This window comes from Streptococcus oralis, from assembly GCF_018448765.2.
GTDB lineage: Bacteria > Bacillota > Bacilli > Lactobacillales > Streptococcaceae > Streptococcus > Streptococcus oralis_BM.
The window spans coordinates 400777-424540 of sequence record NZ_JAHCMC020000001.1; the positions used below are offsets into that span (position 1 = coordinate 400777).

Sequence of the window (23764 nt, forward strand, 5' to 3'; positions counted from 1 at the left end):
GATATAGAAGGAGTTGGGGGAACCCACTCCCTCTTGTTTAGGTAATGGTTTGAGACTCAAATAATATACTAATCGAACTATTACGTAAGCAAGGACTGATGGAGGCACTATGAAAACACGTATTACAGAATTATTGAACATTGATTATCCTATCTTCCAAGGAGGAATGGCCTGGGTCGCTGATGGCGACTTGGCCGGAGCTGTTTCTAAAGCTGGCGGTTTAGGGATTATCGGTGGGGGGAATGCACCTAAAGAGGTCGTAAAGGCTAATATCGATAAAATCAAATCACTTACGGACAAACCTTTTGGTGTTAACATCATGCTCTTGTCACCTTTTGTAGAAGACATCGTTGATCTCGTGATTGAAGAAGGGGTCAAGGTGGTGACAACTGGTGCAGGAAATCCAAGTAAATACATGACTCGTTTCCATGATGCTGGAATTACAGTTATTCCTGTTGTTCCAAGTGTTGCTTTGGCAAAACGCATGGAAAAAATTGGTGCGGATGCAGTTATTGCAGAGGGGATGGAAGCCGGTGGACATATTGGTAAATTAACAACGATGACCTTGGTTCGCCAAGTTGCTGCAGTTGTTTCAATTCCAGTTATCGCAGCTGGAGGAATTGCCGACGGTGAAGGTGTCGCTGCAGGCTTTATGCTTGGTGCAGAGGCTGTTCAAGTTGGTACGCGTTTCGTAGTAGCTAAGGAATCTAACGCCCATCCAAAATACAAGGAAAAAATCTTAAAAGCGCGTGATATCGATACGACTATTTCAGCTCAGCACTTTGGACATGCTGTTCGTGCCATTAAAAATCAGTTGACACGTGACTTTGAGCAGGCTGAAAAAGATGCCTTTAAACAAGAAAATCCGGATTTAGAAATCTTTGAACAAATGGGAGCTGGTGCTCTTGCTAAAGCCGTTGTTCATGGAGATGTAGAAGGTGGATCTGTCATGGCAGGTCAGATCGCTGGTTTGGTCTCTAAAGAAGAAACCGTTGAAGAAATCCTAAAAGATCTATACTATGGCGCTGCCAAGAAAATTCAGGAAGAAGCCTCTCGTTGGGCAGGAGTTGTAAGAAATGACTAAAACAGCCTTTCTATTTGCAGGTCAAGGTGCTCAGTATCTAGGGATGGGACGAGACCTCTATGATCGCTACCCTATCGTCAAGGAAACAATTGACCAAGCCAGTCAGGTTTTGGGTTATGACCTCCGTGACTTGATTGATAAGGAAGAAACCAAGTTAAACCAGACTCGCTATACGCAACCAGCTATTTTAGCGACTTCGGTTGCTATTTACCGACTATTGAAAGAAAAGGGTTACCAGCCAGATATGGTAGCAGGATTGTCTCTTGGGGAATATTCTGCTCTTGTAGCAAGTGGTGCCTTGGACTTTGAGGATGCAGTTGCCTTGGTTGCTAAACGTGGTGCTTATATGGAAGAAGCTGCACCTGTAGGCTCTGGGAAGATGGTTGCCGTCCTCAACACTCCAGTAGATGTGATAGAGGAAGCTTGTGAAACAGCCTCTAAAGTAGGAGTAGTGACTCCAGCCAACTACAACACCCCAAGCCAAATCGTCATTGGTGGAGAGGTGGCTGCGGTTGACCGTGCAGTCCAACTCTTGCAGGAAGCAGGAGCCAAACGATTGATCCCCCTAAATGTGTCGGGTCCTTTCCACACAGCCCTTCTAGAGCCAGCTAGCCAACAGCTAGCTGGAGCTCTTGAGGGGATTAGTTTCTCAGACTTTAACTGTCCTCTAGTAGGTAATACTGAAGCTGCAATCATGGAAAAAGACCGAATCCAAGAGCTCTTGACGCGTCAGGTGAAAGAACCTGTTCGTTTCTATGAGAGTATCGCAGTGATGCAGAATGCTGGCGTGACCAATTTTATTGAAATTGGTCCTGGGAAAGTCCTATCAGGCTTTGTCAAAAAAGTCGATAAAACAGCTAAGCTAGCTAACGTTGAAGACCAAGCAAGTTTGGATGCTTTGCTGGGAAACTAGTGATCCCTTCTCCCACAAATACAACAGGAAACAGGAGAACAGAATGCAACTAAAAAATAAAAATATCTTTGTTACAGGTTCAAGTCGGGGTATCGGGCTTGCCATTGCTCACAAATTTGCCCAACTAGGCGCTAATGTGGTCTTGAATAGTCGCGGAGCAATCTCAGAAGAATTGCTGGCTGAGTTTTCAAACTACGGTGTCAAAGTGGTACCGATTTCGGGTGATGTTTCAGACTTTGCAGATGCTAAACGTATGGTAGATCAAGCAATCGCAGAACTCGGTTCTGTCGATGTCTTGGTAAACAATGCTGGGATCACTCAAGATACGCTCATGCTCAAGATGACCGAAGAAGACTTTGAAAAAGTGATTAAGATCAACTTGACAGGGGCCTTTAACATGACGCAAGCAGTCTTGAAACAGATGATCAAGGCACGTGAAGGAGCGATTATCAACATGTCGAGTGTGGTCGGTTTGATGGGAAATATCGGACAAGCCAACTATGCAGCTTCTAAAGCAGGTTTGATTGGTTTTACCAAGTCAGTTGCACGTGAAGTTGCCAATCGCAACGTACGCGTAAATGCTCTTGCACCAGGGATGATCGAGTCAGATATGACTGCTGTTTTGTCTGATAAGGTCAAGGAAGCGACATTGGCCCAAATCCCAATGAAACATTTTGGTCAAGCAGAACATATCGCAGATGCTACAGTGTTCCTGGCTGGACAGGATTATTTGACTGGACAAGTTCTCGCTGTTGATGGCGGACTTAGCATGTAAAAAATAAGGAAAGATATAGGTAAGACAGATGAAACTAAATCGAGTTGTAGTAACAGGTTACGGATTGACCTCTCCTATCGGAAATACTCCAGAAGAATTTTGGAACAGTTTGCAAACTGGGAAAATCGGAATTGGAGAAATCACTAAGTTTGACCACAGCGAATTTGCTGTGCACAATGCGGCAGAAGTCCAAGATTTTCCATTTGATAAGTACTTTGTCAAAAAAGATACCAATCGTTTTGATAACTATTCTTTGTATGCCCTTTATGCAGCTCAAGAAGCGGTTACTAATGCAAATCTCGATGTAGAAGCAATCGATAAAGATCGCTTTGGTGTCATTGTGGCTTCTGGTATTGGGGGAATTAAAGAAATCGAAGATCAGGTTATCCGTCTTCATGAAAAAGGTCCAAAACGCGTTAAACCAATGACACTTCCAAAAGCCTTGCCAAATATGGCTTCAGGAAATGTTGCTATGCGCTTTGGAGCAAATGGTATCTGTAAATCAATCAATACAGCCTGTGCCTCATCAAATGATGCCATTGGGGATGCCTTCCGCTCTATCAAGTTTGGTTTCCAAGATGTTATGTTAGTTGGTGGATCAGAATCATCTATCACTCCTTTTGCTATCGCTGGTTTCCAAGCTTTGACTGCCCTATCAACTACAGAAGATCCAACTCGTGCTTCTATTCCATTTGACAAAGATCGTAATGGTTTTGTCATGGGAGAAGGTTCTGGGATGTTGGTTCTCGAGAGTCTTGAACACGCTGAAAAACGTGGTGCAACTATCTTGGCTGAAGTGGTCGGCTATGGGAATACCTGTGATGCTTACCATATGACTTCACCTCATCCAGAAGGTCAAGGTGCGATTAAGGCTATGAAGTTGGCTTTGGAAGAAGCAGAAATTTCTCCGGAGCAAGTTGCCTACGTCAACGCCCACGGAACTTCAACTCCTGCTAATGAAAAAGGAGAAAGTGGCGCAATCGTAGCTGTCCTTGGTAAAGAAGTACCTGTATCTTCAACCAAGTCCTTTACAGGACACTTACTTGGTGCTGCAGGGGCAGTAGAAGCCATCGCTACAATTGAAGCCATGCGTCATAACTTTGTACCAATGACAGCTGGGACAAGTGAGTTGTCAGATTATATCGAAGCGAATGTCGTTTATGGACAAGGCTTGGAGCAAGAAATCCCTTATGCTATTTCAAACACTTTTGGTTTTGGTGGACACAATGCGGTTCTTGCTTTCAAACGTTGGGAGAATAAATAATTATGAATTTAAATGAGATCAAGGACTTGATGGCTCAATTTGACCAATCAAGTTTGAGAGAATTTTCTTATAAAAATGGAACGGACGAATTGCAGTTTAGTAAGAATGAAGCAAGAATGGCTTCTGAAGCACCAGCTCAAGTTGCTCCAGTGCCAACTGCAGTAGCTGCAAGTCCAGTAGTTTCTGCCCCTTCAACTCCAGTAGAGAGTTCTGTGGAAGAAGCACCAGCACCAGCTGAAACGACGGTTGCTCCAGAGGGTGATGTCGTTGAAAGTCCACTTGTAGGGGTGGCTTACTTGGCCGCTGGACCAGATAAACCTGCCTTTGTCACAGTTGGAGACAGTGTTAAAAAAGGTCAGACTTTGGTGATCATCGAAGCCATGAAGGTCATGAATGAGATTCCAGCGCCTAAGGATGGTGTGGTGACAGAAATTCTCATTTCAAATGAAGAAATGGTTGAGTTCGGTAAAGGATTGGTACGCATCAAATGATCGATATTCAAGGAATCAAAGAAGCTCTACCCCATCGTTACCCTATGCTCCTAGTGGATCGTGTCTTGGAAGTGAGCGAAGATACCATTGTTGCCATTAAAAATGTGACCATCAACGAACCTTTCTTCAATGGTCATTTTCCTCAATACCCAGTTATGCCAGGTGTTCTTATCATGGAAGCCTTGGCTCAGACTGCTGGTGTCTTGGAATTGTCCAAACCTGAAAATAAAGGGAAACTGGTCTTCTACGCTGGCATGGACAAGGTTAAGTTCAAGAAGCAAGTTGTACCAGGTGATCAATTAGTCATGACGGCTACCTTTGTAAAACGTCGTGATACGATTGCCGTGGTTGAAGCAAAGGCTGAAGTAGATGGCAAGCTTGCAGCGAGTGGTACTCTTACCTTTGCAATTGGAAACTAAGGAGGTTCTCCATGTTTCGTAAAATTTTGATTGCCAACCGTGGTGAGATTGCGGTTCGCATTATCCGAGCTGCGCGTGAATTGGGCATTGCGACCGTAGCAGTTTATTCAACTGCTGATAAGGAAGCTCTTCACACACTCCTAGCGGATGAAGCTATCTGTATCGGACCTGGTAAGGCGACAGAATCTTATCTCAATATCAATGCGATTTTATCTGCTGCAGTTTTGACAGAAGCAGAAGCCATCCACCCAGGTTTTGGTTTTCTTAGCGAAAATTCCAAATTTGCCACGATGTGTGATGAAGTGGGGATTAAGTTTATCGGGCCTTCTGGGGCTGTAATGGATACCATGGGAGATAAGATCAATGCGCGTGAGCAAATGATCAAGGCTGGGGTTCCAGTTATCCCAGGATCTGATGGTGAAGTTCACACGGCTGAAGAGGCGCTTGCAGTTGCAGAAAAAATTGGCTATCCAGTCATGCTTAAGGCATCGGCAGGTGGTGGTGGAAAAGGGATTCGTAAGGTTGAAAAGGCAGAAGACTTGGTCGCAGCCTTTGAAACAGCATCCAGTGAAGCCAAGGCCAATTTTGGAAATGGCGCTATGTATCTTGAGCGTGTGATTTATCCAGCTCGTCATATCGAAGTTCAGATTCTTGCAGACCAAGAGGGTCATGTTGTCCATCTTGGTGAACGGGACTGTTCACTCCAACGGAATAACCAAAAGGTCTTAGAAGAAAGCCCGTCCATTGCGATTGGCAAAACCCTTCGTAATGAAATTGGTGCTGCAGCGGTTCGTGCAGCAGAGTCTGTAGGCTATGAAAATGCAGGGACGATTGAATTTCTTCTCGATGAAGCCAGTGGCAATTTCTACTTCATGGAAATGAATACTCGTGTGCAAGTGGAACACCCAGTCACAGAGTTTGTTTCAGGTGTTGATATCGTGAAGGAACAGATTCGCATTGCGGCCGGGCAACCTTTACCTTTCAAACAAGAAGATATCGTCCTACGAGGTCATGCTATCGAGTGCCGGATCAATGCAGAAAATCCAGCATTTAACTTTGCTCCAAGCCCAGGGAAAATTACCAATCTCTATCTACCGAGTGGTGGAGTTGGCTTGCGCGTGGACTCAGCAGTTTATCCAGGTTATACCATTCCCCCTTACTATGATAGTATGATTGCTAAAATTATTGTTCATGGGGAGAATCGTTTTGATGCTCTTATGAAGATGCAACGGGCACTTTATGAACTTGATATTGAAGGAGTGCAAACCAATGCAGACTTCCAGTTGGATCTGATTTCAGACCGCCGAGTTATCGCTGGTGACTACGATACTTCCTTCTTGATGGAAACTTTCTTGCCAAAATACCAAGAAAAAGAATAGACATTCAAACAGTATGAGAACTAAAAGGGGGAGTTATGGCTCTATTTAGTAAAAAGGATAAGTATATTCGGATCAATCCTAACCGTTCCGTAAGGCAGAAACCACAAGCCAAGCCTGAGGTTCCGGATGAACTCTTCTCCCAGTGTCCTGGTTGTAAACACACCATTTATCAAAAGGATCTTGGGAGCGAACGAATTTGTCCCCATTGTAGCTATACTTTCCGTATTTCAGCTCAGGAACGCTTGGATTTGACGATTGATTCTGGTAGCTTTGTGGAGATGTTTACGGGTATTGAAACTCAAGATCCATTAAACTTTCCTGGCTACCAGAAAAAATTGGCTACTATGCGTGAAAAGACAGGTTTGGATGAAGCCGTACTGACTGGTACAGCTAGCATTAAGGGACAAAAAGTTGCCCTTGGGATCATGGATTCAAACTTTATCATGGCTTCTATGGGAACCGTTGTGGGTGAAAAAATCACGCGCTTGTTCGAGTATGCAACGGTAGAAAACTTGCCAGTCGTACTCTTTACAGCTTCTGGTGGAGCCCGTATGCAAGAAGGAATTATGAGCTTGATGCAGATGGCTAAGATTTCTGCAGCAGTTCAACGTCATTCCAAGGCAGGACTTTTTTACTTAACTATTTTAACCGATCCGACAACAGGTGGGGTGACCGCTTCTTTTGCTATGGAAGGTGATATTATCCTAGCGGAGCCACAGAGTTTGGTTGGTTTTGCTGGGCGTCGTGTTATCGAAAATACAGTTCGTGAGACCTTGCCGGATGACTTCCAAAAGGCAGAATTTTTGCTTGAACATGGATTTGTTGATGCAATTGTCAAACGGAGAGAATTGCCTGAAACAATTGCTAAATTAGTGAGATTGCATGGAGGAAGTCGCGGATGAATATTGCAAAAATAGTCAGAGAGGCACGCGAGCAGAGCCGCTTGACCGCCCTTGATTTTGCCAATGGAATCTTTGAAGAGTTTATCGAATTGCATGGAGATCGCTCTTTCCGCGATGATGGTGCGGTTATCGGTGGAATTGGCTGGTTAGGTGAACAGGCAGTAACTGTCGTTGGTATCCAAAAGGGAAAAAGTCTTCATGACAACCTCAAACGGAATTTCGGGCAACCTCATCCAGAAGGTTATCGTAAGGCCTTACGCTTGATGAAACAGGCAGAGAAATTTGGCCGTCCAGTTGTGACCTTTATCAATACGGCGGGTGCTTACCCAGGTGTTGGAGCTGAGGAACGTGGACAAGGTGAAGCAATTGCCCGAAACCTGATGGAAATGAGTGATCTCAAGGTTCCAATCATCGCGATTATTATCGGTGAAGGTGGATCTGGCGGGGCCCTAGCTCTAGCCGTAGCTAACCGTGTCTGGATGTTAGAAAACTCAATCTACGCAGTACTTAGCCCTGAAGGATTTGCCTCTATCCTTTGGAAGGATGGCAGTCGTGCTATGGAAGCAGCGGAATTGATGAAAATCACTTCACATGAACTTCTAGAAATGGGAATCGTAGACAAGATAATTCCAGAAGAGGATTTCTCAAGTAAAGAACTGCTAGCTTGTGTTAAAAGTGAATTGCGTGTAGAACTAGATAGGTTGAAAGAACTACCACTCGACCAACTTATCGAAGAACGTTACCAACGCTTTAGAAAATACTAAGAATGACTAAATGAGACTAGAAAGGTCTCATTTTTTATTGAAAATGCTATTCAGGTTGAAAAATTGACAGTTGAGGAGATAGACTATAAAATAGACAAAAAAGAAATATACTATAAATGTGAGTCTACAACAATCTATTTTAAGAAGGTACTTGCAATAACAGGTACAAATACATTTACAGTTCTTTCAACTGAGGAATTAGAGAAAACTTCAGGTGGTCTTGCTGTTTGGGAAGATGAATATAGTAGATGGTTATATTATAGAGAATTTGCTCCCTATATGGGGCAAGGGGCACTTAATTTTTATAGAGATGCTTGGAAGTACGGTTTCCGAGCAGGGTAATCTTTCGAAAAAGTACGATGAGAAACACAAAGAAACTAAGACAATTTGGAATATTTTTGCTTATTATTTTACTATCTACCTATTTACCACAAACAATTGGATTGTATGTGACAATCATTTTAGGATTAGGAGTTGATGTCTACTCTCTTATTTTGACAATGGGATTAGTAGGAAGTTTCCTTCTACTAATTTGGTGGTTAAAAAAGAAAAAGATGCTCTTTATCTTTGAGAAAAAGAGCTGGAACTGGTCATTTGTCTTCTACTTATTTGCAACTTATGTGGTTTATCAGATTCTCAGTAATTTTTGGGCACGCTATGCTCATTTGATTAATCATAGGAATATTCATGATGAGTATTTTACCGTGGTTCTTTCAAATGGACAACCAACCTTTTTATCGTCTATCTTATCTTTTGTCTTGCCTGTAATCATCGGGCCCGTTTTTGAGGAGACTCTTGATAGAGGGTATTTTATGAACACCTTCTTTTCTAAGTCAAAGTACTATTTAGATGTCATCTTATCAGGCCTTATCTTTGGGCTTAGTCATTTGATACTAACTCACCGAGATCCTATCAGTTTGATTATTTATAGTTTAGGCGGTCTCTTCTATGCCCTTGTCTACCGTTGGACAAAGAACTTAAAAATTACCATCCTGTGCCATAGTTTTTTCAACTTTCTTATTTATGCAAAGCCCATCTGGATTTTTGTTTATAATTTTATCTATTACCACTTTTTTAGATAGTGGAAGGCAAAGAAAAAAGTGTTTGATAGCTGTCAAACACTTTTTCTAATTTGATAGTAAGATTGAGAGAGGCTTTCTTATGTTATTGATAGTCGTACCATTCAGGTTGAAAAATTGACAGTTGAGGAGATAGACTATAAAATAGACAAAAAAAGAAATATACTATAAATGTGAGCCTACAACAATCTATTTTAAGAAGGTACTTGCAATGACAGGTACAAATACATTTACAGTTCTTTCAACTGAGGACTTGGAGCAAACTTCAGGTGGTCTTGCTGTTTGGGAAGATGGATATAGTAGATGGTTATATTATAGAGAATTTGCTCCCTATATGGGGCAAGGGGCACTTAATTCTTATAGAGATGCTTGGAAGTACGGTTTCCGAGCAGGATAATCTTTCAAAAAAAGTACGATGAGAAACACAAAGAAACTAAGACAATTTGGAATATTTTTGCTTATTATTTTACTATCTACCTATTTACCACAAACAATTGGATTGTATGTGACGATCATTTTAGGGTTAGGCGCTGATGTTTATTCTCTTATTTTAACAATGGGATTAGTAGGAAATTTCTTTCTATTAATTTGGTGGTTAAAAAAGAAAAAGATGCTCTTTATCTTTGAGAAAAAGAGCTGGAACTGGTCAACTATCTTCTACTTATTTGCAGGTTATGTGGTTTATCAGATTCTCGGTAATTTTTGGATACGCTATGCTCATTTGATTAATCATAGGAATATTCATGATGAGTATTTTACCGTGGTTCTTTCAAATGGTCAACCAACTTTTCTATCTACAGTTCTTAGTTTTATCTTAACTGTCGTTATTGGTCCTATTTTGGAAGAGACGCTCGATCGTGGGTATATTATGAACACCTTCTTTCCTAAGTCAAAGTACTATTTAGATGTCATCTTATCAGGTCTTATCTTTGGACTCAGTCATTTGATACTATCTCACCGAGACCCAATTAGTTTATTATATTATAGTCTGATTGGTCTCTTTTTCGCTCTTGTCTATCGTTCTACCGACAATCTGAGATTAACGATTCTCTGCCATAGTTTTTTTAACTTTCTCAATCATGCAAAACCTATCTGGATTTTTGTTTATAATTATGTCTATTACCACTTTTTTAGATAGTGGAAGTAAAGAAAAAAGTGTTTGATAGCTGTCAAACACTTTTTCTTTTTATTGTTCTTCTGTTACAAACTGGCTGAGCAGTCCATTGATAAAACGGGCAGATTTTTGATCTGAGAAGTCCTTTGCAAGCTCGATAGCTTCATTAACCGCAACCAGCTGTGGGGTGTCAAATGAAGTGATTTCAAAGACTCCCAAGCGAAGGAGGTTTCTCTCCACGAGCGTTAACCGCTCGATGGTCCAACCTGCTTTTAAATGCTGTGTGATTTGCTTGTCTAGTTCTTCCTTTTTAGCCTGAACACCAGAAACTAGCTCTGTCAAAAAGGCTGGAAGTTGCACATCCGTATCTTCACGATCATGAGTATAGGCGAAACGACAAGCAGTTTCGACATCCGTACCGAATTCAAGGCTTATGAGAGCTTGAAAAGCGCATTTACGGAGTTGGCGTCTAGATTCTAATAGTGGACTAGTCATTGAGGAAGTCCTCGTCAAATAGATCTTTCAATTCTGGTTTTGGTGTTTTATCTGGAACGATACCTGCAACGTGAATATTGATAGCAGCGAGTTCTACATCAGCCATATTACGAACGGCATCTTTGACAGCTTTCTGGATAGCAACCGCTACCTTAGGAACTTTTACTCCGTACTCAAGGTAGAGATAGATATCAGCTGTGAGCTCTTCGTCCACGTTTTTAAGATAAACACCACGGCCAAGAGAAAGTTTTGAAAGGGTGTCAGATACTGATTTGTTTGAAAAAGAGTGAACACCCTCTACTTTTGCAGTAGCAATAGCGATGATTTTTTCAAGTACACGTGGGGCGATAACGATTTCGCCAAGTTGTTCTTCAATTCCCATAGAATGACCTCTTTCTAGAGATTAGGCACGAGAAACGTAAGTTCCTTCTGCAGTGTTGATAACGAGTTTTTGTCCTGCTTCGATGAAGTCTGGAACGTTTACGACAAGTCCAGTTTCCATCGTTGCTGGTTTACCAGAACCTGTAACAGTAGCACCTTTGATAGATGGTTGAGTTTCTGCAACTGTCAATTCGACAGTAGTAGGAACGGTAACACCAATCACTTCAGTTCCGTAGAATTGGATCTTCACATCAGAGTTTTCAAGGATGTAAAGCAATTCGTTTTCAACGTTGACTACAGGAATTTCGTATTGGTCGTAAGTTTCTGTGTTCATGAAGTAGGCTGTGTCATCCATTTTGTACAAGTATTGAGCTGGGACAGTCTCGATGATGGCTTGTTCAAATTTTTCCTCTGGACGGTAGCTTGTGTCAAATGTAGAACCAGTACGGACATCACGCAATTTCATACGCATGATGGTGTTTCCTTTACCTGGTTTGTGGTGGCTAGCTTCCAAAACGCGGATCAATTTTCCGTCAGCTGTTTCAAAGGTCATACCAGCTTTCAATTTGCTTGCTTCAATCATGTTTTTACCTCTTTAATAAATATTATTACTCTTCATTTTACCATAAAATACTCTGGAAATAAAGCCAAAATAGTTATTGGGAGTTGGTAGAGAAGAAAAAACCAACCTTAGGGCTGGTTTTTTCTGTCTAGTTCTCTTTCAACTTGGCCAATTCCTGTGCAAGCAGTTTAAGGGCGACTTGTGGGTTGGCTTGTCCTTTGGTTGCTTTCATAAGGAATCCTGTGAAGGCCTTGTCTGCGTTGCGTTTGCCTGACTTGAAGTCGGAAACGGCAGCTTCGTTATCCGCAAAGACTTGGTGAATGATCGGAATCAGAACATCTGGATCAGAGATTTGCACCAAGCCTGCTTTTTCCACGTATTCACGCGCGCTACCGCCATTTTTAGCCAGGTGGACAAAGACTTTCTTGGCAATCTTAGAAGAGATCGTGCCGTCTTCGATGATGGCAATCATTTCTACTAAGTTTTCTGGTGTTAATTCGATTTGTTCCAGTGTTTTACCTTCGGCGTTCAAGAACTGAGCGACTTCACCTTGGAGCCAGTTAGAGACTTGTTTGGCATCGCCACCGAGGGCAACAGCTTTTTCAAAGAAGTCAGAAGTGACTTTGTTTGCAGTCAACTGGCTAGCATCGTAGTCTGACAAGCCAAGGTCAGATACGTAGCGCGCACGGCGTTCTTTTGGAAACTCTGGCAATTCTGTACGCATTTCCTTAATCCACTCATCAGAGATTTCAAAGAGGGGTAGGTCTGGTTCTGGGAAGTAGCGGTAGTCTGCAGCACCTTCCTTGACACGCATGAGGATGGTTGCCTTGTTAGCTTCGTCGTAACGGCGTGTTTCTTGGCGAATTTGACCACCTGAGCGAAGGATTTCAGCTTGACGTTGGACTTCGTATTCAAGACCCTTGCGGACGTTTGAGAAGGAGTTGAGGTTTTTCAACTCAGTTTTGGTACCGAATTTCTCTTGACCATAAGGACGAAGGGAAATGTTGGCATCCACACGCATAGAACCTTCTTCCATCTTAACGTCAGAAATACCAGCGTACTGGATGACTTCCTTGAGAGCTGTTAGATAAGCATAGGCTTCTTCTGGGGAACGCATGTCGGCTTCAGATACGATTTCAATCAATGGCACCCCTTGGCGGTTGAGGTCAACATAAGAGTAGCCATCTGTACCGTGGGTATTTTTACCAGCGTCTTCTTCTAGGTGAGCGCGCTCGATACCGATTTTCTTAGTTGTACCGTCTTCTAGCTCCACTTCAATCCAACCATTATAACCGATAGGCTCATCAAACTGAGAAATTTGGTAGGCTTTTGGATTATCAGGGTAGAAGTAGTTCTTGCGGTCAAAGTGCATCTTTTTGTGGATGTCCATGTTGAGAGCAAGAGCAGCTTTGATACCAGCATCGACAACACCTTTATTGAGAACTGGCAGAACTCCTGGGAAAGACCAGTCAATCACGTTAGTGTTGGCGTTTTGGTCATTTCCAAAGTGGGCAGATGTAGGTGAGAAGATTTTTGAATTGGTGTTGAGCTCTACGTGGACTTCAAGTCCAATGACTGTTTCAAAGTTCATTAGTTGTCACCTCCAAAAATCACGGGTTGTTGTTTGTGGTAATCTGTTGTTGCTTCAAAGGCAGCAGCAACTTGGTAAATGGTTTCCTCAGAGTATTTAGGACCGATCAATTGGAGACCGACTGGTAGACCTTGAGTGAATCCAGCAGGAATCGAAATTCCTGGAAGACCAGCTAAGTTGACAGGGATGGTCAAAAGATCAGCCAAGTACATGGCAACTGGATCATGGTTGAGTGAATCCAAGTCGTAGGCAACACTAGGAGCAGTTGGTCCCAAAATCAAGTCGTAATCCGCAAAGACTTTTTCGAAATCTTGAATGATGAGGGTACGGACTTGTCCAGCCTTCTTGTAGTAGGCGTCGTAGTAACCTGATGAAAGGCTGAAAGTACCCAGCATGATACGGCGTTTTACTTCTTCACCGAAACCTTGGCTACGGCTGTTTACATAGATTTCATCAAGGTTGCTTGCATCTTCTGCGCGGTAGCCGTAACGGATACCGTCAAAGCGTTGCAAGTTTGATGAAGCTTCTGATGAAGCAATGATGTAGTAAACGGCAACACCGTATTTTGAGTGAGGAAGGCTCACTTCTTCGACGACAGCACCTAGTTTTTCAAAGTGTTTAGCAGCATTAAGAATAGTTTCCTTAACTTCTGAGTCAATTCCTTCACCGAGGTATTCCTTAGGCAAAGCAATTTTCATGCCTTTGATGTCTTGCCCGATTTTTGAAGTAAAGTCGGCAATACGGACAGGGGCAGAAGTAGAATCTTTGGCATCTTCGCTGGCAATAGCGTTGAGCAAGAGGGCATTTTCCTTAACAGTAGGAGCAAAAGGTCCGATTTGGTCTAATGAGCTACCGAAGGCAATGAGACCGAAACGAGAAACTGTTCCGTAGGTTGGTTTGAGACCAACAATCCCGTTGAAGGCAGCAGGTTGGCGGATGGAACCACCAGTATCAGAACCAAGTGATAAGCGGACTTGCCCTGACGCTACAGCTGCAGCAGAACCACTTGATGAACCACCAGGAACCTTGCTATGGTCCCAAGCGTTTTTAGTGGCACCGTAGTAAGAAGTCTCACCTGATCCACCCATGGCAAACTCATCCATGTTGGTTTTCCCAACGACAATCATGCCCTTGGCTTTTGCATTGGCAACGGCTGTCGCATCAAAGATTGGCTCGTAGTTGTAGAGCATTTTTGAGGCTGCAGTTGTCAGGATACCGTCTGTAGAGATATTATCCTTAACAGCCAGCGGAATTCCTGAAAGGACATTATCCGCGTCAATTCCTGCTTGGTCAATGGCTTTTGCTTGAGCAAGAGCCTGCTCCTCAGCAATAGTAACAAAAGCGTTGATAGCTGTCTCGCGAGACTTGATATCTTCAAGCGTAGCTTGGGTCAATTCAGTTGCTGAAATCTCCTTAGAAACAAGGAGATTGTGCAAGTCTTCAATCGTTTTGTTATTAAAAGTCATTAGGCATCTCCTCCATCATCTAGGATAGCTGGTACCTTGATATAGTAGTTGTCTTTTTCAGGTACGTTTTTAAACAAGCGATCACGGTCTGTTCCTTCTTCGGCCACATCAGGGCGGAGTACGGTCTTGCGGTCAGCCATAGTTGTAGTAGGTGCAATACCAGTTGTGTCAACTTCGCCCAGCAACTCAACCATATCAACAATTTTAGATAAGGTGGTCGCAAAGGCGGCAGTTTCTTCTTCAGAGAATCTTAATTTTGAAAGATTGGCAACGTGTGTTACCTCTTCTTGCGTAATTTTCATCTTGCATCCTTTCGTGAAATGATGATTTTTAGTCTGTTCTATTTTACCATATTTTCCTATAAATAAGGGAGCCAAACTGAAAAGAAATAGAAATTGAAAAATCGCTTTTAATTCGCTATAATGGTTAAACTAGAGAATAGAGAAAATAAGGGTTAGGATAAAAATATGTTCCATCAATTTATCACCAGATCTCAGACGGTTCCTCCTCCCATTCCACTCTTTTGGTATGGGATCATGATGCTTCTCTTAGTGCTTTGCATTTATGGAGCACTTGCTTATCACAAAAATCCGAAATTTGTCCGCTTGTTTAAGGGGATTCAGATCCTCCAGTTACTAGCCCTATATAGCTGGTATGTTGGCTTTGGAATTCCATTTTCTAATAGCCTTCCATTTTACCATTGCCGTTTGGCTATGTTTGCGGTAGTTTTCTTGCCAGATAAATGGCGGAGCAAGCAGTATTTTGCTCTCTTAGGGGCTAGTGGAGCGGTCTTTGCACTGGTTTATCCGGTTTTTGACCCCTATGATTTTCCCCATATCACCAGTTTTTCGTTTTTGATTGGGCACTATGCTCTTTTGGTGAATTCCTTGGTCTACTTGATGAATCACTATGACAAGACCTTGCTCAAGAAATATATGATTGTGGCCTATACCTTTATTCTCAATCTCTTTCTAGTTGGGGTTAATCAGGTGACGGGTGGAAATTATGGTTTGTTAAACAAGACACCTTTTATTCCAGATGCGCCCTTGTGGTTAAAATACCTTCTTGTGTCCGTCATCCTCTCACTGGCTCTGGTTCTTTTTGATATCTTGTTTAAAAAACGGTGGAAAAAGAGAAATCAGACACAATCTGTGCTCTAGCTTGCCTTTTCGTCAGACGAGCAATTGAAAAACTCCCCAAAATCCGATATAATGGAGAGTCGAAAGGAATGGTAAAATCCAATGTAAACATCATTCTTAGCTACTGAAACAACTAAAAATAGAAAATCAAAGAAAGAGAACTTATGACTATTCAAGAAGAAATTAAGAAACGCCGTACCTTTGCTATCATCTCTCACCCGGACGCCGGGAAAACAACTATCACTGAGCAGTTGCTCTACTTTGGGGGCGAGATCCGTGAGGCTGGTACAGTAAAAGGGAAGAAAACAGGGACTTTTGCCAAGTCTGACTGGATGGATATTGAGAAACAACGTGGGATTTCGGTCACTTCATCTGTTATGCAGTTTGACTACGACGGCAAGCGCGTGAATATCCTCGACACACCAGGGCACGAGGATTTCTCAGAAGATACTTATCGTACCTTGATGGCGGTGGATGCTGCCGTCATGGTCGTGGACTCTGCCAAGGGTATCGAGGCCCAAACCAAGAAATTGTTTGAGGTTGTCAAACACCGTGGCATTCCTGTCTTTACCTTTATGAACAAGCTGGACCGTGATGGCCGTGAGCCGCTGGATCTCTTGCAAGAACTAGAAGAAGTATTGGGGATTGCCAGCTATCCAATGAACTGGCCAATCGGGATGGGGAAAGCTTTTGAGGGCTTGTATGACCTCTATAACCAACGTTTAGAACTTTATAAAGGGGATGAGCGTTTTGCCAGTCTAGAAGATGGTGACCAGCTTTTTGGCAGCAATCCTTTCTACGCTCAGGTTAAGGACGATATCGAACTTTTGCAAGAAGCAGGAAATGAATTTTCGGAAGAAGCTATTCTTGAAGGAGAACTGACTCCGGTCTTCTTCGGTTCAGCCCTCACTAACTTTGGGGTGCAGACCTTCCTTGAGACCTTCCTTAAGTTTGCTCCAGAACCACATGGGCACAAGAAAACAGACGGAGAAATTGTGGATCCTTATGACAAGGATTTCTCAGGATTTGTCTTTAAAATCCAAGCCAATATGGACCCTCGTCACCGTGACCGCATCGCCTTTGTCCGTATCGTATCGGGCGAATTTGAGCGTGGGATGAGTGTTAACCTTCCTCGTACTGGGAAGACTGCCAAGCTTTCTAATGTCACCCAGTTTATGGCGGAAAGTCGTGAGAATGTGACCAATGCCGTGGCAGGTGATATTATCGGGGTTTACGATACTGGTACTTATCAGGTTGGGGATACCTTGACAGTTGGAAAAAATAAGTTTGAATTTGAACCACTGCCAACCTTTACCCCTGAGATTTTCATGAAAGTTTCTGCTAAGAACGTTATGAAACAAAAATCTTTCCACAAAGGGATTGAGCAATTGGTGCAAGAAGGAGCCATTCAGCTTTATAAGAATTACCAAACTGGCGAGTACATGCTAGGGGCTGTGGGACAACTCCAGTTTGAAGTCTTTAAGCACCGCATGGAAGGCGAGTACAATGCAGAAGTAGTCATGAGCCCAATGGGTAAAAAGACCGTTCGTTGGATCAAGCCTGAGGACTTGGATGAACGGATGTCCTCAAGCCGCAATATTTTGGCCAAGGACCGCTTCGACCAACCAGTCTTCCTCTTTGAAAATGACTTTGCCCTCCGCTGGTTTGCGGACAAGTATCCAGATGTAGAGTTGGAAGAAAAAATGTGATTCAGTAAGTCTACTTGATTGCAAAGCAATCTAAGTAGGCTACGGCAAGTCCTATTAGACTTGCCTAACTGCCTCACTAACTGAGTTTTACAAATGGAATCGATTTGTAAAACTCAGTGTCGTAATCTAACAATCGGTAACCGCTATGGCAGCTTCCCTAAACACTTCATTAGGACAAGTCCCCGAATGATTTTGATTCGTGGAATTTGGATTTATTTTCATATAGTAAAGGTAATTGAAGTCAAAGGTAAATTAAAAACCTCATAGAAATCATGTTACATGAATTCTTCTGAGGTTTTTCTAGTTTCCATATTTTTGATAAAAATCGACCTTAACCTGGATAAAGGTTTCGGCTTCGCGTAGTAGCTGCAGGAGGGTGGCACGGGTTTCAAACTCCTCACGTGTTTTCGGGAGACTCCGATTGCGGAAGACTTGCAGATAGCGTTCGATGTCATCAAGTAGGTCATGAGCAGGATTGGTCTGACTTAGCTGGACAGCAATCTTTGAAAAGAGCTGGGCCAAAATCAAGCTCTCACTAGCGGCTAGGTGACAGGTATTGATCTGCTGGGCCATATTTCGCAGGATGCGACTTTGTCGCTGTCTCATCTCAAAGTAGTGGATGTGGTAGTCCGTTTGGTGAAAGAGATGGTCCGAGTGATCCAGATAGACCAGCTTGAGGGCTTCTTCAAGAAGCTCATCTAATTCGTCAACGAGTTGGGCTTGATTTCGCCCGTCGCCTCTTGACAGATAGTATTTAAAGCGAAGCAGGATGTCTTTTAACTTTTCTTCGACCTGAAGGTGATAGCTTTGGATGGCTTTCTCACGAGAGGGCATGTAAAGGTTGACCAACAGAGCAAAGCTTGTCCCGATGAGAAAGAGGAGCACTTCATTGAGCAAGAGAGCTGGAGAAGTAGACTCCTGTACCAAGAGATGACCGACTAAGACACTGCTAGGTGTGATGCCGGTTTCCCAGCCCATTTTGTAAGCAAGAGGCACATAGAGGGCCAGATAGAGGCCTAGGCTCCAGATGTGAAAGCCTGTCAGCTGAAAGGCTAGAACACCGATAGCGAGCGCTAGAAGCATGGAAAAGAGGCGGTTACGTGCTAATTTCAGTGTGCTTCGACGCGTGTCGGAAAGGCTTAAGAGGGCGATAATGCCAGCTGAAACAGCCGAAGATAAATCTAAAAAATAAGCGAGAAAACAAGCGAGGCAGGTCGCCAAGATCAGTTTTGTCGTACGTTGAGTGATAGACATGAGAATTTCCTATAATAGTAAAATAGAGAGTCCGACGAGGAATCAGGTACTAGGGCCAAGGTTTTCGGTTTGTAGCATACTCGGCAACCGCTGTAAAGAGAACGTCTGTAGAAGAGTTTAGAGCTGTTTCACAAGAGTCTTGCACGACACCAATCACAAAACCGACTCCGACAACTTGCATAGCCAAGTCGTTGGAAATCCCAAAGAGGCTACAAGCGACAGGAATAAGGAGAAGCGAACCCCCAGCGATTCCAGAGGCACCGCAGGCAGAAATGGCGGCTACTACGCTGAGGACAAAAGCTGTTCCAAAGTCTACAGAGATCCCTAGCGTATTAACAGCAGCCAGGGTCAGGATGTTAATGGTAACAGCAGCGCCAGCCATATTGATGGTCGACCCAAGCGGGATGGAAACAGAGTAGGTGTCAGGATTCAGTCCCAGATCTTGACAGAGTTTCATATTGACTGGGATATTGGCAGCAGAGCTACGAGTGAAAAAGGCTGTAATACCACTGACACGTAGACATTTCAAAACAAGGGGATAGGGATTTTTCCTCATAAAGAGAAAGGCGATGAGCGGGTTGATGATGAGAGCGACAAAGGCCATGGTGGCGATCAAGAGTCCTAGTAGGACACCATAGTTAGCCAGACTGGCAATCCCCTTGTCTGAGATGGTCTTAAACACCAAGCCTAAAATCCCAAAAGGAGCTAGATTGATAATCCATTCCACGATTTTAGAGGTGACATCTGCCATGGTTTTCAGTAATTCTTTACTGTGTTTACTTGCTTCTCTCATAGCCAAGCCAAAGATGACTGCCCAAGAGAGAATCCCGATATAGTTGGCTTCAACAATAGCATTTAGAGGATTGTCCACCAGTTTGAGCAAGAGATTACTGAGGACTTGACCGATACCGTCAGGAGCAGCAACTTCTGTATTTGCACTGGTCAGGGTGATTTGCACAGGCAGTAAGAAACTAGCTAGAACGGCTACCAAAGCAGCAGCAAAGGTTCCAAGTAAGTATAGAAAGATGACCGTTTTCATATTGGTGTTTTGTCCCTTTTGGTGCTGGGAAAGGGCATTGGCAACAAGGGCAAAAACTAGAATAGGAGCGATGGCTTTCAGTCCGCCTACAAAGAGGTCTCCAAGCAGACCAATTCCTGTAAGGTTTGGAAAGAGCATCCCTAATGTTGCTCCCAAGATCATTCCAATGAGGATTCGTTTGATGAGGCTTGCCTTAGTCCAGGCTCTAATGATTCGTTTCATAGCAGTCTCCTTCAAAATGTATTGTTTATAATTATAGTATAAATATGCTATAGAGGCAAGCGATATTTTGAAAAATAGAGCGATAATTGAATAATTATGAAAGAAATGAGACGGGTTATTTTATGGTATAATAGGGAAAAGGAGTTTTGTATGCAAGAATTTTTTCAAGGTTATTTTGATAGACTTAACTTAACAACCATTTTAGAGAATCTCTTGACCAAGGTGATTTCTCTTTTGATTTTGTTTTTGCTATTTTATATAGCTAAAAAGATGCTTCACGCAACTGTACGAAAGATTGTCAAGCCCTCGCTTAAATTTTCAAATCGAGATGCAGGAAGACAAAAGACTATCTCGCGTTTGCTGGAGAATGTCTTTAACTACATTCTTTATTTCTTTCTGCTCTACTGTATCCTGTCTATTTTAGGTTTGCCGGTTTCTAGTCTCCTTGCTGGTGCAGGGATTGCTGGGGTGGCCATTGGTATGGGGGCGCAAGGCTTTCTATCCGATGTCATCAATGGCTTTTTCATCCTTTTTGAACGCCAGCTTGATGTGGGTGATGAAGTGGTTCTCACAAATGGACCGATTACCGTTTCTGGAAAGGTCGTTAGCGTAGGGATCCGTACGACCCAACTGCGAGGTGACGATCAAGCCCTTCACTTTGTTCCCAACCGAAATATCACTGTTGTCAGCAATTTTTCAAGGAAAGAAGAGAACTGAAATTTTACCTCTTTTATGGTACAATAGAAAGAGTTTGGTAAAGGAGAAACGATGTTTTTAGATGAGCAATTAGGAAATGATTGTGTTTGGATCAATCTAGATGTAGAAAAAATTAAAAATCTTGAAGATTTATCTGAAATCTACGGATTGGATAAGGAAACCATCGAATATGCGCTGGATAAAAATGAACGTGCCCATATGGATTATAACCGTGAGAATGGGACTGTGACCTTTATCTACAATGTTCTGGATTTAGAAAAGGACAAGGATTACTATGAAGCGATTCCCATGACCTTTATCGTTGAAAACAAACGAATGATTACCATCAGCAACCATAAGAATGCTTATGTCATTGATCAGATGTTAGCTTATCTGGATAGCCATGAGTCGCTTTCTATTTACAAGTTTCTCTTTGCTGGTTTAGAGATTATCAGTAACGCTTATTATCCTGTCATTGAAGAGATGGATAAAAGTAAGGACGAAATTAGTGCCTTGCTACGTCAAACTACAACAAAGAAAAATCTCTTCGCCCTCTCTGACTTGGAGACAGGTATGGTTTACTTGACAGCAGCGGCAAAACAAAATCGCCTCCTCTTGGAACATATCCAGGGCCATGCTCTTTATCGGAGATTTAATGATGTCGAACGAGAGCAGTTTGATGATGCCATGATTGAAGCCCATCAGTTGGTGTCTATGACAGACTTGATTTCTCAAGTCTTGCAACAACTCTCAGCTTCTTACAACAACATCCTAAACAATAACTTGAATGATAGTTTGTCAATTTTGACTATTATCTCCGTCTTACTAGCAGTACTTGCGGTTATTACAGGTTTCTTCGGAATGAATGTTCCTCTACCATTTACAGAAGAGCCAAATGCTTGGATTTATATCTTAATGGCTAGCTTGATTTTATGGGCAGCCTTATCTCAATGGCTGAAGAAAATTACTAGAAAATAAAAGAGAAGGAGCCAGAATGGCGATTGAAAATTACATGCCAGATTTTGCTGTGGAAGCAGTCTATGATCTGACAGTCCCAAGCCTGCAGGCGCAGGGAATCAAGGCTGTTTTGGTCGACTTGGACAATACCCTCATTGCTTGGAACAACCCTGATGGGACGCCAGAGATGAAGCAATGGCTACATGATCTCCGTGACGCAGGTATCCGCATCATCGTAGTCTCAAATAATACCAAAAAACGGGTTCAACGCGCAGTTGAGAAATTTGGGATTGATTACGTTTATTGGGCCTTGAAGCCTTTCACATTTGGGATTGACCGTGCCATGAAGGAATTTCACTACGAGAAAACTGAAGTGGTCATGGTCGGCGACCAACTCATGACGGATATTCGCGCAGCCCATCGTGCAGGTATTCGCTCGATTTTAGTCAAACCCTTGGTCCAACATGACTCGATCAAAACGCAGATTAACCGAGCTCGTGAGCGCCGTGTCATGAAGCAAATTACTGAAAAGTACGGACCGATTACATATAAAAAAGGAATCTAACTATGGAAGAAATTCTCTGTATTGGTTGTGGAGCAACCATTCAGACGACAGACAAGGTTGGTCTGGGATTTACACCCCAGTCGGCACTTGAAAAAGGGTTGGAGACAGGCGAAGTCTATTGCCAACGCTGTTTCCGTCTCCGTCATTACAATGAAATCACAGATGTCCAGTTGACGGATGATGATTTCCTCAAGCTCTTGCACGAGGTGGGAGACAGTGATGCCTTAGTGGTCAATGTCATTGATATCTTTGACTTTAATGGCTCTGTCATCACAGGCTTACCACGTTTTGTATCAGGAAATGATGTTCTCTTGGTTGGAAATAAAAAAGATATCCTGCCCAAGTCAGTTAAACCGGGCAAGATTAGCCAATGGCTGATGGAGCGTGCCCACGAAGAAGGTCTTCGCCCTGTGGATGTCGTCCTGACTTCAGCACAAAACAAACATGCCATTAAGGAAGTCATTGACAAGATTGAACACTACCGTAAGGGCCGTGATGTCTACGTGGTTGGCGTGACCAACGTTGGAAAGTCAACCCTCATCAATGCTATTATCCAAGAAATCACGGGTGACCAGAATGTCATTACGACTTCACGTTTCCCAGGAACAACCTTGGACAAGATTGAGATTCCGCTTGACGACGGATCTTATATCTATGATACACCAGGGATTATCCACCGCCACCAGATGGCCCATTACTTGACGGCCAAAAACCTCAAGTATGTCAGCCCTAAAAAGGAAATCAAGCCCAAAACCTATCAACTTAATCCTGAACAAACCCTGTTTTTAGGTGGTTTGGGACGCTTTGACTTCATTGCAGGTGAGAAGCAAGGTTTCACAGCCTTCTTTGACAATGAACTCAAATTGCATCGTACCAAGCTTGAAGGCGCTAGTGCATTCTACGACAAGCACCTTGGAACCCTCCTCATGCCTCCTAACAATAAGGAAAAAGAAGACTTTCCAAAACTAGTCCAGCATGTATTTACCATCAAGGACAAAACCGACCTAGTCATCTCAGGCCTAGGCTGGATCCGCGTAACAGGCACCGCCAAAGTCGCCGTCTGGGCACCAGAAGGCGTCGCAGTCGTCACACGAAAAGCCATTATTTAAACACAGAAAGGAAAGGGTCATCACTTCAGAAAAGTATAAAAAGAAACTCTTTTAAAGAAAATTATGTCATTAACATCAAAACAACGTGCCTTCCTCAACAGCCAGGCACACACCCTCAAACCCATCATTCAAATCGGGAAAAATGGTCTCAACGACCAAATAAAAACCAGCGTCCGTCAAGCTCTTGATGCCCGTGAATTGATCAAGGTTACTCTCTTGCAAAACACAGATGAAAACATCCACGAAGTAGCTGAAATTTTAGAAGAAGAGATCGGTGTGGATACAGTCCAAAAAATCGGACGCATTTTGATCTTGTTTAAACAATCCAGCAAGAAAGAAAATCGCAAGATTTCCAAGAAAGTTAAAGAAATCTAAACACCTACTCCAAACAACTG

At 42.9% G+C, this 23764-nt stretch carries 28 protein-coding genes; 20 read left to right on the plus strand and 8 right to left on the minus strand.

Annotation, left to right across the window (positions count from 1 at the left end):
- The first annotated feature begins 109 nt into the window (after positions 1–109).
- The 13 genes from fabK (at position 110) to KIH88_RS01935 (ending at position 10208) form a co-directional block, all read left to right on the plus strand.
- Positions 110–1084, plus strand: a complete 975-nt coding sequence (gene fabK / locus KIH88_RS01875; protein WP_007520587.1) for an enoyl-[acyl-carrier-protein] reductase FabK — start codon at positions 110–112, stop codon at positions 1082–1084.
- Complete coding sequence (gene fabD, locus KIH88_RS01880) at positions 1077–1997, plus strand: ACP S-malonyltransferase (protein ID WP_213988327.1); 921 nt, start codon at positions 1077–1079, stop codon at positions 1995–1997. The genes fabK and fabD overlap by 8 nt, the downstream gene beginning before the upstream one ends.
- A gap of 43 nt (positions 1998–2040) precedes the next feature.
- A complete protein-coding gene (gene fabG, locus KIH88_RS01885; protein ID WP_213988326.1) occupies positions 2041–2772 on the plus strand; it encodes a 3-oxoacyl-[acyl-carrier-protein] reductase in 732 nt (243 codons plus the stop codon).
- Positions 2773–2800: 28 nt separating this feature from the next.
- Positions 2801–4036 (plus strand): beta-ketoacyl-ACP synthase II, encoded by a 1236-nt coding sequence (gene fabF, locus KIH88_RS01890; RefSeq protein WP_000774051.1) that lies wholly within the window; start codon positions 2801–2803, stop codon positions 4034–4036.
- Between the two features lie 2 nt (positions 4037–4038).
- Positions 4039–4527 carry an acetyl-CoA carboxylase biotin carboxyl carrier protein gene (gene accB, locus KIH88_RS01895; protein WP_213988325.1) on the plus strand — a complete coding sequence of 163 codons (489 nt, stop codon included), beginning with the start codon at positions 4039–4041 and terminating at the stop codon, positions 4525–4527.
- Complete coding sequence (gene fabZ, locus KIH88_RS01900; protein WP_213988324.1) at positions 4524–4946, plus strand: 3-hydroxyacyl-ACP dehydratase FabZ; 423 nt, start codon at positions 4524–4526, stop codon at positions 4944–4946. Before accB ends, fabZ begins: the two co-directional genes overlap by 4 nt.
- An 11-nt stretch (positions 4947–4957) precedes the next feature.
- A complete protein-coding gene (accC, locus tag KIH88_RS01905) occupies positions 4958–6325 on the plus strand; it encodes an acetyl-CoA carboxylase biotin carboxylase subunit (protein ID WP_000488665.1) in 1368 nt (455 codons plus the stop codon).
- 35 nt (positions 6326–6360) lie between these two features.
- Positions 6361–7227 carry an acetyl-CoA carboxylase, carboxyltransferase subunit beta gene (gene accD, locus KIH88_RS01910; protein ID WP_001173379.1) on the plus strand — a complete coding sequence of 289 codons (867 nt, stop codon included), beginning with the start codon at positions 6361–6363 and terminating at the stop codon, positions 7225–7227.
- Positions 7224–7991, plus strand: coding sequence for an acetyl-CoA carboxylase carboxyl transferase subunit alpha (locus KIH88_RS01915; protein WP_213988323.1), 768 nt, complete (start codon positions 7224–7226; stop codon positions 7989–7991). Before accD ends, KIH88_RS01915 begins: the two co-directional genes overlap by 4 nt.
- A gap of 156 nt (positions 7992–8147) precedes the next feature.
- A complete protein-coding gene (briC, locus tag KIH88_RS01920) occupies positions 8148–8333 on the plus strand; it encodes a biofilm-regulating peptide BriC (RefSeq protein ID WP_213988406.1) in 186 nt (61 codons plus the stop codon).
- A gap of 17 nt (positions 8334–8350) precedes the next feature.
- Positions 8351–9073 (plus strand): CPBP family intramembrane glutamic endopeptidase, encoded by a 723-nt coding sequence (locus KIH88_RS01925; protein ID WP_213988322.1) that lies wholly within the window; start codon positions 8351–8353, stop codon positions 9071–9073.
- A gap of 208 nt (positions 9074–9281) precedes the next feature.
- Complete coding sequence (briC, locus tag KIH88_RS01930; protein WP_213988321.1) at positions 9282–9467, plus strand: biofilm-regulating peptide BriC; 186 nt, start codon at positions 9282–9284, stop codon at positions 9465–9467.
- An 18-nt stretch (positions 9468–9485) separates the two neighbouring features.
- On the plus strand, positions 9486–10208 hold the full coding sequence (locus KIH88_RS01935; RefSeq protein ID WP_213988320.1) for a CPBP family intramembrane glutamic endopeptidase: 723 nt from the start codon (positions 9486–9488) through the stop codon (positions 10206–10208).
- A 48-nt stretch (positions 10209–10256) separates the two neighbouring features.
- Here KIH88_RS01935 and nusB read toward each other — a convergent pair whose 3' ends face one another.
- The 6 genes from nusB to gatC form a co-directional block, all read right to left on the minus strand.
- A complete protein-coding gene (nusB, locus tag KIH88_RS01940) occupies positions 10257–10679 on the minus strand; it encodes a transcription antitermination factor NusB (protein WP_000203650.1) in 423 nt (140 codons plus the stop codon).
- Positions 10672–11061 carry an Asp23/Gls24 family envelope stress response protein gene (locus KIH88_RS01945; protein WP_000510584.1) on the minus strand — a complete coding sequence of 130 codons (390 nt, stop codon included), beginning with the start codon at positions 11059–11061 and terminating at the stop codon, positions 10672–10674. Before KIH88_RS01945 ends, nusB begins: the two co-directional genes overlap by 8 nt.
- Before the next feature lie 21 nt (positions 11062–11082).
- Complete coding sequence (efp, locus tag KIH88_RS01950) at positions 11083–11643, minus strand: elongation factor P (protein ID WP_000568640.1); 561 nt, start codon at positions 11641–11643, stop codon at positions 11083–11085.
- A gap of 127 nt (positions 11644–11770) precedes the next feature.
- A complete protein-coding gene (gene gatB / locus KIH88_RS01955; RefSeq protein ID WP_213988319.1) occupies positions 11771–13213 on the minus strand; it encodes an Asp-tRNA(Asn)/Glu-tRNA(Gln) amidotransferase subunit GatB in 1443 nt (480 codons plus the stop codon).
- Complete coding sequence (gatA, locus tag KIH88_RS01960) at positions 13213–14679, minus strand: Asp-tRNA(Asn)/Glu-tRNA(Gln) amidotransferase subunit GatA (protein ID WP_213988318.1); 1467 nt, start codon at positions 14677–14679, stop codon at positions 13213–13215. The genes gatB and gatA overlap by 1 nt, the downstream gene beginning before the upstream one ends.
- The gene (gatC, locus tag KIH88_RS01965) at positions 14679–14981 is read right to left on the minus strand and encodes an Asp-tRNA(Asn)/Glu-tRNA(Gln) amidotransferase subunit GatC (RefSeq protein ID WP_045617614.1); all 303 of its coding nucleotides are present in this window, start codon (positions 14979–14981) and stop codon (positions 14679–14681) included. The genes gatA and gatC overlap by 1 nt, the downstream gene beginning before the upstream one ends.
- A gap of 165 nt (positions 14982–15146) precedes the next feature.
- Between gatC and KIH88_RS01970 the strand changes: the two genes are divergently transcribed.
- Positions 15147–15839, plus strand: coding sequence for a YwaF family protein (locus tag KIH88_RS01970; protein ID WP_084939282.1), 693 nt, complete (start codon positions 15147–15149; stop codon positions 15837–15839).
- 143 nt (positions 15840–15982) lie between these two features.
- Entirely contained in the window at positions 15983–17527 is a 1545-nt protein-coding gene (locus tag KIH88_RS01975) for a peptide chain release factor 3 (RefSeq protein WP_061588416.1), read from the plus strand.
- Between the two features lie 300 nt (positions 17528–17827).
- Here the strand turns inward: KIH88_RS01975 and KIH88_RS01980 are convergent, their stop codons facing one another.
- Together KIH88_RS01980 and sstT are read right to left on the minus strand one after the other, a co-directional pair.
- Entirely contained in the window at positions 17828–18781 is a 954-nt protein-coding gene (locus tag KIH88_RS01980; RefSeq protein WP_213988317.1) for an aromatic acid exporter family protein, read from the minus strand.
- 49 nt (positions 18782–18830) lie between these two features.
- Complete coding sequence (gene sstT / locus KIH88_RS01985; protein WP_213988316.1) at positions 18831–20042, minus strand: serine/threonine transporter SstT; 1212 nt, start codon at positions 20040–20042, stop codon at positions 18831–18833.
- Positions 20043–20192: 150 nt separating this feature from the next.
- Here sstT and KIH88_RS01990 point away from each other — a divergent pair, with 150 nt between their 5' ends.
- From KIH88_RS01990 to yhbY, 5 genes are all read left to right on the plus strand, one after another.
- The gene (locus tag KIH88_RS01990; protein WP_213988315.1) at positions 20193–20759 is read left to right on the plus strand and encodes a mechanosensitive ion channel family protein; all 567 of its coding nucleotides are present in this window, start codon (positions 20193–20195) and stop codon (positions 20757–20759) included.
- Positions 20760–20810: 51 nt separating this feature from the next.
- Complete coding sequence (locus KIH88_RS01995; protein ID WP_045590426.1) at positions 20811–21716, plus strand: magnesium transporter CorA family protein; 906 nt, start codon at positions 20811–20813, stop codon at positions 21714–21716.
- Positions 21717–21732: 16 nt separating this feature from the next.
- Complete coding sequence (locus tag KIH88_RS02000; protein WP_213988314.1) at positions 21733–22260, plus strand: YqeG family HAD IIIA-type phosphatase; 528 nt, start codon at positions 21733–21735, stop codon at positions 22258–22260.
- Between the two features lie 2 nt (positions 22261–22262).
- Positions 22263–23369, plus strand: coding sequence for a ribosome biogenesis GTPase YqeH (gene yqeH, locus KIH88_RS02005; RefSeq protein WP_213988313.1), 1107 nt, complete (start codon positions 22263–22265; stop codon positions 23367–23369).
- Between the two features lie 63 nt (positions 23370–23432).
- Positions 23433–23744 (plus strand): ribosome assembly RNA-binding protein YhbY, encoded by a 312-nt coding sequence (gene yhbY, locus KIH88_RS02010; protein WP_000060169.1) that lies wholly within the window; start codon positions 23433–23435, stop codon positions 23742–23744.
- Positions 23745–23764 lie beyond the last annotated feature (20 nt).

Coding starts and splice junctions, on each gene's coding strand:
- efp (WP_000568640.1), bottom strand. CDS start 11,643: ATGATTGAAGCAAGCAAATTGAAAGCTGGTATGACCTTTGAAACAGCT.
- yqeH (WP_213988313.1), top strand. CDS start 22,263: ATGGAAGAAATTCTCTGTATTGGTTGTGGAGCAACCATTCAGACGACA.
- KIH88_RS01935 (WP_213988320.1), top strand. CDS start 9,486: ATGAGAAACACAAAGAAACTAAGACAATTTGGAATATTTTTGCTTATT.
- nusB (WP_000203650.1), bottom strand. CDS start 10,679: ATGACTAGTCCACTATTAGAATCTAGACGCCAACTCCGTAAATGCGCT.
- yhbY (WP_000060169.1), top strand. CDS start 23,433: ATGTCATTAACATCAAAACAACGTGCCTTCCTCAACAGCCAGGCACAC.
- KIH88_RS01915 (WP_213988323.1), top strand. CDS start 7,224: ATGAATATTGCAAAAATAGTCAGAGAGGCACGCGAGCAGAGCCGCTTG.
- gatA (WP_213988318.1), bottom strand. CDS start 14,679: ATGACTTTTAATAACAAAACGATTGAAGACTTGCACAATCTCCTTGTT.
- KIH88_RS01945 (WP_000510584.1), bottom strand. CDS start 11,061: ATGGGAATTGAAGAACAACTTGGCGAAATCGTTATCGCCCCACGTGTA.
- KIH88_RS01925 (WP_213988322.1), top strand. CDS start 8,351: ATGAGAAACACAAAGAAACTAAGACAATTTGGAATATTTTTGCTTATT.
- accB (WP_213988325.1), top strand. CDS start 4,039: ATGAATTTAAATGAGATCAAGGACTTGATGGCTCAATTTGACCAATCA.
- accC (WP_000488665.1), top strand. CDS start 4,958: ATGTTTCGTAAAATTTTGATTGCCAACCGTGGTGAGATTGCGGTTCGC.
- gatB (WP_213988319.1), bottom strand. CDS start 13,213: ATGAACTTTGAAACAGTCATTGGACTTGAAGTCCACGTAGAGCTCAAC.
- accD (WP_001173379.1), top strand. CDS start 6,361: ATGGCTCTATTTAGTAAAAAGGATAAGTATATTCGGATCAATCCTAAC.
- fabZ (WP_213988324.1), top strand. CDS start 4,524: ATGATCGATATTCAAGGAATCAAAGAAGCTCTACCCCATCGTTACCCT.
- KIH88_RS01980 (WP_213988317.1), bottom strand. CDS start 18,781: ATGTCTATCACTCAACGTACGACAAAACTGATCTTGGCGACCTGCCTC.
- sstT (WP_213988316.1), bottom strand. CDS start 20,042: ATGAAACGAATCATTAGAGCCTGGACTAAGGCAAGCCTCATCAAACGA.
- briC (WP_213988321.1), top strand. CDS start 9,282: ATGACAGGTACAAATACATTTACAGTTCTTTCAACTGAGGACTTGGAG.
- fabF (WP_000774051.1), top strand. CDS start 2,801: ATGAAACTAAATCGAGTTGTAGTAACAGGTTACGGATTGACCTCTCCT.
- fabG (WP_213988326.1), top strand. CDS start 2,041: ATGCAACTAAAAAATAAAAATATCTTTGTTACAGGTTCAAGTCGGGGT.
- KIH88_RS01970 (WP_084939282.1), top strand. CDS start 15,147: ATGTTCCATCAATTTATCACCAGATCTCAGACGGTTCCTCCTCCCATT.
- fabK (WP_007520587.1), top strand. CDS start 110: ATGAAAACACGTATTACAGAATTATTGAACATTGATTATCCTATCTTC.
- KIH88_RS01990 (WP_213988315.1), top strand. CDS start 20,193: ATGCAAGAATTTTTTCAAGGTTATTTTGATAGACTTAACTTAACAACC.
- gatC (WP_045617614.1), bottom strand. CDS start 14,981: ATGAAAATTACGCAAGAAGAGGTAACACACGTTGCCAATCTTTCAAAA.
- KIH88_RS01995 (WP_045590426.1), top strand. CDS start 20,811: ATGTTTTTAGATGAGCAATTAGGAAATGATTGTGTTTGGATCAATCTA.
- fabD (WP_213988327.1), top strand. CDS start 1,077: ATGACTAAAACAGCCTTTCTATTTGCAGGTCAAGGTGCTCAGTATCTA.
- KIH88_RS02000 (WP_213988314.1), top strand. CDS start 21,733: ATGGCGATTGAAAATTACATGCCAGATTTTGCTGTGGAAGCAGTCTAT.
- KIH88_RS01975 (WP_061588416.1), top strand. CDS start 15,983: ATGACTATTCAAGAAGAAATTAAGAAACGCCGTACCTTTGCTATCATC.